Raw genomic sequence first — 13024 nt, 5'->3', positions numbered from 1 at the left:
TGACGAGAGAGATATTGTATAAAAAAGCTATAAAGAATGAAAGGAAATGGATAGAAAATGAAGAGGTTATGCACTATTTGCGCTAGAGGAGGCTCTAAAGGGGTTGAAAATAAGAACATTAGAATAATTGCAGGCAAACCGCTTATTGCGTATAGTATTATACAGGCTAGAGAATCTGGTATGTTTGATGCTATCGTTGTAAGTAGTGATAGTATGGATATTATAGATGTTGCTAGAAAATATGAAGTAAAAAACACTATAAAAAGACCCAATCAATATGCTACCGATGATGCGCCTAAAGTACCTGTAATACAACATGCACTTATTAAGATGGAAGAGGTATTAAGCTGTAGATTTGATGTAGTAGTTGATTTGGATGTCACATCTCCATTGAGAAATATTTCTGATATTAAAAACGTAGTAGAATTGCTTGAAGCAAACAAAGTATCTAATATTATTACTGTAACAAAGGCTAGAAGGAATCCATATTTTAATGTTGTTGAAAAGATAGATGGAAAAGTAAAATTAGTAAAAGAGAATGGTCGTAATATTTATTGTAGACAAAGAGCACCTATTTGCTATGACCTGAATGCTTCTATCTATGCGTGGTATAGAGATGAGCTTCTTAACAGCAATACAGTTTACAATGATAATACTATGATTTATGAAATGCCAGCTCATAGATCTATTGACATAGATAGTGAGTTTGATTTTAAAATCGTCAAATTCCTAATGGAAGATATTAATGAGTAATACCTAAGAATACAAGCCTTGATGTAATATTTTCTGCGAGGTTGTTTATTTTCCAACCTCGTACATATAGTTTAACTGATTAATTTATAGTTTTAATAGATAGTAGATGGAATTACTTGTATTATAATAGAATACTAAGAATATCTAAATTATCTAATATCAATTATGTCGAGTTTTGATTGACAAGTTTTGTAGATAGTTGTAGAATTAATTTAGTTAGATAATGCGTCTAGGTACTAATATATTAATGATAAATGTTAGAAAATAGAGAAATAGGTGAAATTCCTATACAAATCTGCCATTGTGAACTTTAGCATAATTTCTTATTATTTCGTAGGAATATGAAAAATTATGTCTACAAGTCAAAAACAACTGCCCAAACGTTTAGAGGTATACATATTATTTACTATTTCTGTTATTTTCACGTGTTTTTTAAAAGTCTTTGGATTATATTGGTAGCTTTATTTTAATATGAGGCAAGGCATATATAAGTACAAAATGCAAATATCTATGTGTATAGCACTGTTTAGAGGCTTGTATGTCAATATAATTATGAGGTAGTTGCAGATGAAAAATTTAGTTAAATTTGATAAGTTATTAAAGTCAGATACCTTGGGAGTAGCGATATTGAATGTTAAAAATCTGACTAATTTTTTCTTTAAAACAAATGATAAATTTAAAGAATTTTTACAATATGATGAGGATACCCTTAATCAATTAATTTTAACAGATAAAGAATATTCTAATATTATGACTGAAATAATGGAAGATGCAAATGAGATAATAAAAGGTAAAGAATCATATATTACATATCCTAAGGAATATACCAGAAAGGATTTAAGTAAATTTTGGGCGTTAGTAAGTATAACTAGGATTTCTGATAGCTTTTTATTGTACATAATACAAGATAATAGTACAATAAGAAAAATGGAAAAAGATATTAACGAACTAATAGAGCCTCTTTCAGAAGAGGAAGTCAATGAATATTGTCTTAAAATAAAGAAACAAACTATCAAAGAAGGATATTCGGAAAAAGATAGAAGATATTTTAGAGTTGATTTTGGTATTCCTGTATGTGCTAAAATGTATCTATTTCAAAATATAAAAGGTTCAATTATGGGTTTTTCACCTAATAATGTTTGTATTTATAATATCAGTGGAAATGGTTTATGTTTTTATACAAGCTATGAATTACCTAAATATGAAGAATTTAAAATGGTATTTAAATTCTCACTACTTGGTGTAAAACTCAGGCTTATTGGAGAAGTAGTTAGAGTTCGGAGAGTTAAAAACAAAATAGAATATGGAGTTAAGTTTGAAATTAATGAAACTGAGACAGATAAATTAATAGGAGTTTTAAATGAAGTTTCTATAATGAAAAGAAATGGCATGACATTTTATGATACAGATTTATGTACTTCTTGTAAATGTAATGCTAAATTAAAATAGGTTGAGTTATATAGGACTGCTCACCAAGCAAATATAGTTGCTTGGTAGCAGTCCTTTTTTAAACTTCTTTTATTGAGTTAATTATATTTTCATCTGGTGTTACATATATAGTGTAGTTTGTTTTGTAGATTACCATACCAGGTTTAGCACCATTTGGTTTCTTTATATTTTTTTTGTGTGTATAATCAACAGGTACTGTACTGCTTTTACTTGCTTTGCTATGATAGGCTGCTAACATTGCAGCTTCTTCTAATGTTTTATCGGGTATTTCATCATTGTTTAATTTAACAATAACATGTGAACCTGCGATTTCTTTAGTATGAAGCCATAAATCGTTTTTTTGTGCAAGCTTGAGAGTAATGTAATCGTTTTGGTTGTTATTTTTACCTACAAATATATCGTATCCTTCGGATGAAATATAATGCCTTGGTTTAGTAGCTTCATTTGCCTTAGTTTTAGCTTTATTCTTTTTAGTTATAACTTTTTTGATATAATCACCATCAATCAGCTCTTGTTTTATTTCATTAAGCTCGTCAATTTGACTACAGTTGTTTATACTGAATAGTACATTTTCTAGGTATAATATTTCTTCTTTAGTCTTCTTTAATTGCTCAGTTGTATATATAGCAGTGTTTTTGAGTTTGTTATATTTTTTATAATATTTTTGTGCATTTTGAGAGGGATCAAGTCTTTTGTCTAGTTTTATTTCTATAGTTTCTTGATCTTCACTATAATAATTAATACATTCAAAGCTAATATCACCTTTTTCTAATCTATAGATATTAGCAGTGACAAGCTCACCATATATTTTGTACTTATCTCTTTTATGTGATTCTGCAATTTGTTGTTCTTGCTTAACCTTTTTCTTTTTATTTCTATCAAGTTTATTTGTTATAGTTTTCCTTAGTGAATGAGAGCTTTGTTTGATTCTTTCAAGGATGTCTCTTTGTGTGAAAAAATCTTTTAATATATTGCTCATTGAATCACCTTTGATTATAGTTTCAGATGAATACTGTTTAAGGTCTATAGCAGAATAAGCTATTATATCAGTATCATTTCTAGCTATTGTTGGGCTAAAGTTATTATTTACAATATCAGTAAAAATACTTTTAAAGCATGTATTTAATCTATCAACACTATCTACATCCAATTCTGAAACTTTAGATGACATATCTACATTTGCTCTATAGCAGATTTCTTTTGCAACTAGTGGACTTACTCCCATAAAGTGTTTATATATAAATCTAAAGACTTCACTTAGTTTATAATCCTCTGGAATATTAGCAAAAGGATTTGAATCTAAAGCTGTCAGAGGATTTATTTTGTTTTGAGATGGTGGTAGAGCATATGTCATATTAGGAAGCACCTGTCTTATAGTACTAGTATCAGGATATATTCTTTTAATAGAGTCTATAATCTTACCACTGCTTTTTTCTATCAATATGATATTGCTATGTTTGCCCATTATTTCGACAATCAGTCTTTTCTCTGTAAGTTCACCAAGCTCATCTGTACCTTTGACATCGAAGAATACGATTCTTTCGAGTTCATGCTGAGTAATGTTTATTATCTTAGTTCCTTGAAGATGCTTTCTAAGCAACATACAGAACATTGGTGGACTTATAGGGTTTTTCTTTGAAATATCAGTTAGATGCAAACGAGTGTTGTTACTACTAGCTGATATTAGTAATCTATAATTATTCTTATTGCTTCTGATAGTTATGTGAATTTCATCTTTTTCTGGTTGATATACTTTATCTATTTTACCAGTTAAAAGTTTATCATTGAACTCATCTACCAGAGCGTGTATTACTAATCCGTCTAAAGACATTTTTTTTACCTCCGAATTCATTTGTTACTTAAATACATCTAATTCTTTACATATCCTAGTATATACTTCAATACCTTTTTGTAAAATTTCTTCATTAAAATCAAAATAACAACTGTGTAGTGGATAAGTAAAGTTAAGCTTTTCATTTCTTGATCCTAGCATAAAAAACAAACCAGGTACTTTTTCTTGATAGTATGAAAAATCTTCAGATATCATCATTGGTTTTAATTCTAGTTTTTCATTATCAACTAAACATTTATCCATTAATTCATATAGCTTTCTATCATTTATCACAGGAGGATACATATCTGTGAAATCCATATCTATTTCAATACCATACATTTTCATGACACCTTCATTTATTGTATGCATTCTTTGCTTGATTAAATCATATACATCATTATTAAAAGCACGAATAGTACCTTCAAGTCTAACAGTATTAGCGATGATGTTTCTAGCTTCACCACCTTGAATTTTTCCTATAGTTAATACAGAACCTTCATTAGGATCAACATTTCTACTAACAATACTCTGTAAGCTTGAGATTAGCTGTGAAGCTATATATATACCATCAACAGCAGTATGAGGCATAGCTCCATGACCGCTTTTAGCCTTAATAGTTATATCAAACTCACCTGTTCTTGCCATGATAGGGCCATGATTTATTCCTATTAGACCTTCTTTGATAGCTGGTAATATATGAAGACCAAAGATACATGACACATTGTATTTTTCAAGTATACCTTCATCAACTATTACCTTAGCACCACCAGGGCCTTCCTCGGCAGGCTGGAATATTAAAAGTATGTTTTTCTTAGTTTCTTTAGTAGAAATATACTTTGCAAATCCTAGCAAAATAGCCATATGACCATCATGTCCACATGCGTGCATTTTCCCTTTATGTTTAGAACTGTAGTTAGCTCCAGTTTGCTCTAATACATTCAAAGCATCTATATCTGATCTAAAAGCAATAGTCTCAGCTTTAGGGTCAAAATCTTTGTATGCTATTACACCTGTTTTAGCACATATTTCGTATTTAAAACCATATTCGCTTAGTTTATCCTTTATATACCCAGATGTTTTTATTTCGTTAAAACCTGTTTCAGGTATTTGATGTAAGTCACGTCTTATAGTAATTACTTCCTGTAAAATATCCATTTTTATCCCCTCCGATTAAAATAACTATTAACTATTATAGCACGTATAAAGTGATGTGTAAAAATAGTTATCGTAAATATTTATTAAATATTAAGAAAATGTAACAAAAGGTAGATTTATATTTACATTTGGTATATGCTATAAAAGCAAGAACTGTGTTACCAAAGTATAAGATTTTGGAGGAGAGAAAATGATTAAGAGTATGACTGGGTTTGGACGGGGAGAAAGCTGTGATGATAAAAGAAGGTTCACCATAGAAGTGAGAACTATAAATCATAAATACAATGATATTATAGTAAAAAAACCAAAACATCTTAATTACCTTGAAGAGAGAATAAAAAAAGAAGTAAAAGCAAGTTGTAGTAGAGGTAGAATAGAAATATATGTTTCAATGGAAAATATTAACGATCAAGATGTATTCGTAAAACCTGACATGTTGCTAGCAAAATCTTATAAAAGTGCGTTAGACGAATTAGCACAAGAGCTAAAAATTGACAATGATGTTACGATATCTTCTATAATGAGATTTCAAGATATATTTAGAATAGAAAAGGCTCAGATAGATGAAGAGGAAATATGGGTATTATTATCAAAAGCACTTGGTGATGCACTTAAGGAAGTATTACATATGAGAGTTGTCGAAGGAGAAAAGCTTGCTACAGAGATAATTAATAGAAGTAAAATAATCAAATCATATGTCGTAGACATAGAAAAGCTTGCAGATGTAGTGGTAAACGAATATAGAAAGAAACTGAAAGATAGGATAGAAAATATACTAGATCAGACTTATGAACTAGATGAAAGTAAATTAGCCAATGAAGTTGCGTTCTATGCAGATAGAAGCAATATAACAGAAGAAATAGTAAGACTTTATTCTCATATAGATCAACTGCAAGATACTATTACATTAGATAAAGCTGTTGGAAGAAAACTAGATTTCATTATTCAAGAAATGAATAGAGAAACTAATACTATAGGTTCTAAATCTGCCGATATTAGGATTACAAATTTAGTTGTAGAAATAAAAAGCGAATTAGAAAAGATTAGAGAACAAGTACAAAATATAGAGTAGGGAGGTTATCTGATTGGCTATAAAACTAGTTAATATAGGATTTGGAAATATAGTTTCAGCTAACAGAATAGTTGCTATAGTTAGCCCTGAATCAGCTCCGATAAAAAGAATAATACAAGAAGCTAGAGATAGAGGTATGCTTATAGATGCAACTTATGGTAGAAGGACGAGAGCAGTTGTTATTACAGATAGTGATCATATCATATTATCTGCAGTTCAGCCAGAGACAGTTGCACATAGGCTAAATGATAAAGAAATAGCTTCTGAAGCAAATAAGGAGTAAGAAGGGAGTCAATATGAAAGAAGGATTATTAATAGTTGTATCTGGACCATCTGGAGTAGGGAAAGGTACTATATGTAAAAAGCTACTTGCAGGCTTTAAAGGTGTAAACATGTCTATTTCAGCTACTACTAGAAAGCCAAGAGATGGTGAAGTACATGGTAAATCATACTTTTTCCTTAGTGAAGATGAGTTTCAAGAGAAGATAGACAATGATGAATTCATTGAATATGCAAAGGTCTACCAAAACTATTATGGGACACTCAAAAGTGTAGTAATGGATATGATAGAAAAGGGACAAAATGTACTGTTAGAGATAGATGTACAGGGAGCTATTCAGGTTAAAGAAAAGTATGAAAAAGCTATAATGATATTTATATTACCACCGTCGATGAAAGAATTAAAAGAGAGAATTATAGGGCGTGGCTCTGAAAATGATGAAAGTATGAATATTAGATTAGGGCAAGCTCAAAGTGAAATAGATATGATACACAACTACGATTATAGCGTATTAAACGCTGATTTAAAAACAGCATGTAAACAAGTAGAATCAATAATCATAGCAGAAACATGTAAAATAAGAAAGTAAAATAAAAACTAGGAGGTTTTTTGATTATGTTATATCCTTCAATGAGCGATATATTAAAAAAAGTAGATAGTAGATACACATTAGCAATGGCAGTGTCAAAGAGAGCAAGACAAATAATAGATGGTGAAGATGTTCTTACAAAAGTTAAGACAACAAAGCCAGTTACACTAGCACTACATGAAATAGAAGAAGATAAGTTAATCGTATCAGACGTAGTTGATGACATAGAGGACAAGTAGGTGATATAATGCTTAAAGGCAAAAACATAGTGATAGGAGTTACAGGTGGTATAGCTGTATATAAAGCAGTAGATATAGTGAGTAGACTAAAAAAGCTAAATGCTAATATAGACATAATAATGACTGAGTCTGCTACTAAATTTGTTACTCCATTGACATTTCAATCATTAGCACACAATGAAGTCGTTGTAGATATGTTCAAAGAAGTTACAAACTGGAATATAGAACATATAGCACTAGCGAAAAAAGCAGATGTGTTTTTGATAGCCCCAGCTACAGCAAATATCATAGGCAAAATAGCTAATGGTATTGCTGATGATATGCTAAGTACAACTGTTATGGCTACGAGGGCAAAAACTATTATAGCACCTGCTATGAATACTAATATGTACACAAATGTTATAGTTAGGGAAAATATCAGCAAATTAAAAAGTCTAGGATATGAGTTTATTGACCCAGTAGAAGGTAGACTTGCCTGTGGAGACTTAGGAGCTGGCAAATTCCCAAACCCAGAAGATATAGTTAAGCAAGTTTTAGAAATAATGAATAGAGAAGATAAAGATTTAGAAGGTAAAAAAGTATTAGTTACAGCTGGCTCAACAATAGCACCAATAGATCCAGTTAGATTTCTTACTAATCATTCAAGTGGTAAAATGGGCTATGCGATAGCAAGAGAAGCTAAAAGAAGAGGTGCTGATGTAGTATTAGTTAGTGGACATACTACCCAGGAGCAAATAGCCGATATAAAGACAATATATATAGATACAACAGAAGAAATGCTAGATGCAGTAAAGTCAAATTTTGAGGATGCAGATATAGTTATAAAAGCAGCTGCCCCGCTTGATTATAAGCCTAAAACAATAGCACAAAACAAGATTAAAAAGACTACAGGTGATTTATGTGTAGAGTTTGATAGATCACCAGATATATTAAAGACAATAGGTGGAATGAAAAAAGAGCAAGTATTGGTTGGATTTGCAGCAGAAACAGAGAATCTAATTGAGAACGCGAAGAAGAAGCTAGAAAAAAAGAATCTAGACTTCATAGTCGCTAATGATATCTCTAAAAAAGGAGCAGGTTTTAAAGGAGATACAAATGCAGTGACTATGATTAGTAAAGAAGAAATAAAAGAATACGCTCTAATGAAAAAGAGTGAGTTAGCTAAAGAAATAATTAATAATGCAGTAGATTTTATGAACAAAAGGAAACAAAACCACTGAGTTAATATATAAGCAATGTAGTATATCATTGACGGATAACAGTTTATTTATATTATGTATATTATGAGAGGGAATATTATGAATAATAGACTATATGCAGAGATTGTAGTAGACAACAGACACATGAATACAGACGTACTCTATACATATAGAGTGCCATCAGAATTACAAAAAACTATAAATACTGGATATAGAGTATTTGTACCCTTTGGAAAGAGTGGCAAACTTCTTGAAGGTATAATTATTAATATAAAAGATAATTGCGGAGTAGATGATAATAAGATAAAAGAAATACATGATATGGTGGACAATGATAGAGTGTTAAACGATAGCCAAATAAAGTTAGGGCTATGGATGAAAAAACACTATATGTCTAAATATTTAGATGTATTTAGGACTATGATTCCATCAGGAGTTAAAGGGAAAGTTGACTATAATCTTACACTTAACGTTGAGATAGATTATACTAACATAGTTTTATCTAGTAAAGAGAAAAAAATAATTGATTATATTTCTTCAAATAAAACTGTCAAATTGAGTACACTAAAAAAGGAGCTGGATATATCTAATATAAATCCAGCTATAACAAATTTAACAAATAATTTCTTCATTCTAAAGCAGAGAATAGAGAAAGCAGGTATTAAGAAAATAACAGAGAAGATAATAAGTATCAATACCAATACAGAAAATATTGAGGATGTATTATCAAAAAGAGCCAAAAGGCAGATAGATATACTAAAATATCTCAAAACTAACGGGAAAGTAAGACAAAGTATACTAACCAAAGACTTGAATGTAAGTTCTCAAAGTATAAAGGCATTATCTGATAAAGGATTAATCAATATACAAATTATGGACATTACTAGAAATCCTATAAAAGAGGATTATCAGAGAAGCGAGATGCTTAAGCTTACAGCTGAACAAAGAGTATGTCTTAACGAAATAAAGGAGTCTATAAGTCTAGGGGATAGTCAAAGTCGAACATTTCTGTTACATGGGGTTACTGGTAGTGGCAAAACAGAGGTATATTTACAACTAATAGATGATATGCTTAAAGCTAAAAAAGACAGCATAGTCTTAGTTCCAGAGATATCACTTACTCCCCAAACTGTGGAGAGATTTGCAAGTAGATTCGGTGATAATGTTGCAGTAATACACAGTAGGCTTTCACAAGGAGAAAAGTTTGACGAATGGCGAAAAATAAGAGATGGTAAGGTTAAAATTGTAGTAGGAGCAAGATCTGCAGTGTTTTCTCCATTTAAAAATCTAGGATTAATTATAATAGATGAAGAACATGAATCCACATATAAATCAAGCAAAGACCCTAAATACGATACAATAGAAGTAGCAAAAAAGAGATGTGAACTTGAGGATGCATATCTACTACTTGGATCTGCCACACCATCTATAGAAACATACTACAAAAGTAGTATAAATGAAATAAAATTACTAGAGATGAGGAAAAGAGCCAATAAGAGTTTATTGCCAAAAGTGCATGTAATAGATATGAAGAGAGAGCTTGCTAATGGAAACAAATCATTTTTTAGTAGGAAACTATATGATGAGATTAGTGAGAATCTAAAACGTAAAGAACAAACTATAATATTTATGAACAGAAGAGGATTTTCTACATTTGTATCATGTAGGAGTTGTGGCTATGTAGTAAAATGTGATAGCTGTGATATATCTATGACATACCATGCTAATAAAGGTATGCTGATGTGTCACTATTGTGGAAAGGCAGTCAAAGCGCCAAGAATATGTCCAGAGTGTGGCAGTAAGTATATCAAATACTTTGGAGCAGGAACACAAAAGGTAGAAGAAAGTATAAAAAAATACTTTAAAGATGCAAGAGTAATAAGAATGGACAATGATACTACTAGTAAAAAAGGTAGCCATGAAGCAATACTTAAGAAGGTTAAAAATAACGAAATAGATATATTGATAGGAACACAAATGATTACAAAAGGACTCGATTTTCCAAATGTAACTCTAGTAGGAATAATAGCAGCAGATATGTCACTAAATCTTCCTGATTTTAGAGCTAGTGAAAGAACGTTTCAGCTGTTGACGCAAGTATCAGGTAGAGCAGGTAGGGGGACAAGAAAAGGTAGAGTAGTGTTGCAGACATACGAGCCAGAGCATTATGCTATAGAGCTTTCTAAAGAGCATGATTTTATTGAGTTTTATAATAATGAAATAATAATGAGAAGGGAATTTGACTATCCTCCATTTAAAAATATTATAAATATAGTACTCAGAGGTAAAAATGAATCTATCGTAAAAACTGAGATTGAAAAATTCAAACAAAGTATAATAAATAATATAAATTCTAAAGTAAATAGAAATAGATATCAATTAATAGGCCCTATAACAGCTCCAATATACAGAATAAAAGGTTACTACAGATGGCAGTTGATATTAAAAGCCGATAATACAGAGTTAGATAACATTAAAGATAGTATATATGAGGAATACAAAAAATACATAAAGTATAAAATGTGTAGTGAGATACTATTTAATATCAGTATTAATCCCTATACTATAATGTAGGAGGATATAATGGCTTACAGAAAATTGAGATTTGAAGGTGACCCAATATTAAGGAGAAAATCAAGAGAAGTAAGAAAAATAGATAAAAATATATTAAAACTTATAGATGATATGATAGAAGTTATGGCAAAAGAAGATGGTTTGGGATTGGCTGCTGTGCAATTAGGAATATTAAAGAGAGTCATCATAATAGATACTAAAGATGAAATTGTAAAATTAATTAACCCAGTTTTAATACATCAAGAGGGTGAAGATATAGATGTAGAAGGCTGTTTAAGCGTGCCAGGCAGACAAGGTAAAGTTAAAAGACCTTACAAAGTAAGAGTTAGATATACTGATATTGATGGAAACAGAAAAATAATTAAAGGAAAAGGTCTATTTGCTAGAGCGTTGTGTCATGAGATAGATCATCTCAACGGGATACTATATATTGATAAAATAATTGAAGAATAACAAAGTGATATAGGAGGTAATGAAGTGGCATTAAGACAATTGAGATTTGAAGGAGACCCAATACTAAGGAAAAAATCTAGAGAAGTTACTAAAATAGATAAGAGGATACTCTTACTCTTAGAAGATATGGCAGAAACTATGAGAAAAGAAGAGGGAGCAGGACTGGCGGCACCTCAAATTGGTGTATTAAAGAGAATGGCAACAGTAGTAATAGATGATAACATTCTCAAATTGATTAACCCTGTTATATTACATCAAGAAGGAGAAGAAATCGACTATGAGGCTTGCTTAAGTGTACCTAATAGAAGTGAACAAGTAAAAAGACCGAGTAAAGTAAAAGTAAAGTATAAAGATATAAATGGTAATGAGCAAATTATAGATGCAGAGGGTTGGAATGCACGATTATTATGCCACGAAATAGATCATCTTGATGGAATACTTTATATAGACAAATCAATTAAGGGTTAAGGAGTTGAAAACATGAGAGTAGTATTTATGGGTACACCTGATTTTGCAGTATCTACATTAGATAGATTGCATGAAAATGGACATGATGTAGTACTTGTAATAACTCAGCCTGATAAAAAAAGAGGTAGAGGTAAAAAGGTTTCATTTCCTCCAGTGAAAGAAAGAGCATTAGAGCTAGGTATAGAGGTTTTTCAGCCAAGTAAAATAAATAAAGAAGAAAGTGTAGAAAAACTAAGAGAGGCTAATCCAGATGTAATAGTAGTGACAGCTTTCGGACAATTAGTATCACAGCAGATATTAGATTTGCCTAAGTATGGATGTATAAATGTTCATGCTTCTTTGCTACCATACTATAGAGGAGCAGCTCCTATCAACTGGGCTATAATAAATGGGGAGAAAGAATCTGGAGTTACAACTATGATGATGGCTAGAGGACTTGACTCTGGAGATATGCTCTTAAAAGCTAAAGTAAATATTGGAGAAGAGGAGACTGCTGGGGAACTTTATGATAGACTTAAAGAACTAGGAGCTAATCTTTTAGTAGAGACTCTAAATAAACTAGAAAATGGAGCATTACTGGCAGAAGAGCAAAACCATGATATAGCTACATATGCACCTATAATGGATAAATCGCTTGGGCATATTGATTTTAGTAAGTCTTGCAAAGAGATTAAGAACCTAGTGAGAGGTACTCAGCCTTGGCCTGGTTGTTACTGTGAATACAAAGATAATAAAATTAAAATATACAAGGTTGACTATGAGACTGGTCAGTTTAATGGTGAAGTAGGACAAATCCTAAGCGCTAATAGTGATGGAATAAAGGTGAAATGTAATGATGGAATTATAGCTATAAAGGAGCTACAAATGCCAGGTAAAAGAAGAATGAATATAAAAGAATTTTTAGCAGGTAATACAGTAGAAATAGGATCTAAACTAAAATAATGCTTGGAAGTGTTGTC

13 protein-coding genes are annotated in these 13024 nt (G+C 30.9%); 11 read left to right on the top strand and 2 right to left on the bottom strand.

Annotated elements, in window-relative coordinates; translation table 11 throughout:
• Positions 1-57: 57 nt before the first annotated feature.
• Together P3X86_RS04630 and P3X86_RS04625 are read left to right on the top strand one after the other, a co-directional pair.
• Positions 58-753, top strand: a complete 696-nt coding sequence (locus P3X86_RS04630; RefSeq protein WP_483291457.1) for an acylneuraminate cytidylyltransferase family protein — start codon at positions 58-60, stop codon at positions 751-753.
• Between the two features lie 567 nt (positions 754-1320).
• Positions 1321-2202 (top strand): PilZ domain-containing protein, encoded by an 882-nt coding sequence (locus P3X86_RS04625; RefSeq protein ID WP_483291456.1) that lies wholly within the window; start codon positions 1321-1323, stop codon positions 2200-2202.
• A gap of 58 nt (positions 2203-2260) precedes the next feature.
• Here P3X86_RS04625 and P3X86_RS04620 read toward each other — a convergent pair whose 3' ends face one another.
• Positions 2261-4033 (bottom strand): Rqc2 family fibronectin-binding protein, encoded by a 1773-nt coding sequence (locus P3X86_RS04620; protein ID WP_483291455.1) that lies wholly within the window; start codon positions 4031-4033, stop codon positions 2261-2263.
• Between the two features lie 24 nt (positions 4034-4057).
• Complete coding sequence (locus P3X86_RS04615) at positions 4058-5191, bottom strand: M20 metallopeptidase family protein (protein WP_483291454.1); 1134 nt, start codon at positions 5189-5191, stop codon at positions 4058-4060.
• Between the two features lie 190 nt (positions 5192-5381).
• Here P3X86_RS04615 and P3X86_RS04610 point away from each other — a divergent pair, with 190 nt between their 5' ends.
• The 9 genes from P3X86_RS04610 to fmt all read left to right on the top strand — a co-directional run bounded on the left by P3X86_RS04610 (position 5382) and on the right by fmt (position 13007).
• Positions 5382-6263, top strand: coding sequence for a YicC/YloC family endoribonuclease (locus P3X86_RS04610; protein WP_483291453.1), 882 nt, complete (start codon positions 5382-5384; stop codon positions 6261-6263).
• Between the two features lie 13 nt (positions 6264-6276).
• A complete protein-coding gene (remA, locus tag P3X86_RS04605) occupies positions 6277-6546 on the top strand; it encodes an extracellular matrix/biofilm regulator RemA (protein WP_483291452.1) in 270 nt (89 codons plus the stop codon).
• A gap of 13 nt (positions 6547-6559) precedes the next feature.
• Positions 6560-7132: a guanylate kinase gene (gene gmk / locus P3X86_RS04600; RefSeq protein ID WP_483291451.1), complete on the top strand. Its 573-nt coding sequence runs from the start codon at positions 6560-6562 to the stop codon at positions 7130-7132.
• 26 nt (positions 7133-7158) lie between these two features.
• Positions 7159-7371, top strand: a complete 213-nt coding sequence (gene rpoZ, locus P3X86_RS04595) for a DNA-directed RNA polymerase subunit omega (protein ID WP_483291450.1) — start codon at positions 7159-7161, stop codon at positions 7369-7371.
• An 8-nt stretch (positions 7372-7379) separates the two neighbouring features.
• Positions 7380-8591, top strand: a complete 1212-nt coding sequence (gene coaBC / locus P3X86_RS04590) for a bifunctional phosphopantothenoylcysteine decarboxylase/phosphopantothenate--cysteine ligase CoaBC (protein ID WP_483291449.1) — start codon at positions 7380-7382, stop codon at positions 8589-8591.
• A 78-nt stretch (positions 8592-8669) separates the two neighbouring features.
• Entirely contained in the window at positions 8670-11144 is a 2475-nt protein-coding gene (gene priA / locus P3X86_RS04585; protein ID WP_483291448.1) for a primosomal protein N', read from the top strand.
• Positions 11145-11153: 9 nt separating this feature from the next.
• Positions 11154-11597, top strand: coding sequence for a peptide deformylase (gene def, locus P3X86_RS04580; RefSeq protein ID WP_483291447.1), 444 nt, complete (start codon positions 11154-11156; stop codon positions 11595-11597).
• A 24-nt stretch (positions 11598-11621) separates the two neighbouring features.
• Positions 11622-12065, top strand: coding sequence for a peptide deformylase (gene def, locus P3X86_RS04575; protein ID WP_483291446.1), 444 nt, complete (start codon positions 11622-11624; stop codon positions 12063-12065).
• Between the two features lie 12 nt (positions 12066-12077).
• A complete protein-coding gene (gene fmt / locus P3X86_RS04570; protein WP_483291445.1) occupies positions 12078-13007 on the top strand; it encodes a methionyl-tRNA formyltransferase in 930 nt (309 codons plus the stop codon).
• The last annotated feature ends 17 nt before the right edge of the window (positions 13008-13024 follow it).

Source organism: Abyssisolibacter sp. ZYX002 (genome assembly GCF_056892235.1).
The sequence above is the reverse complement of the archived record's forward strand: the minus strand, read 5'-3'. Positions and strand labels throughout refer to the sequence as shown.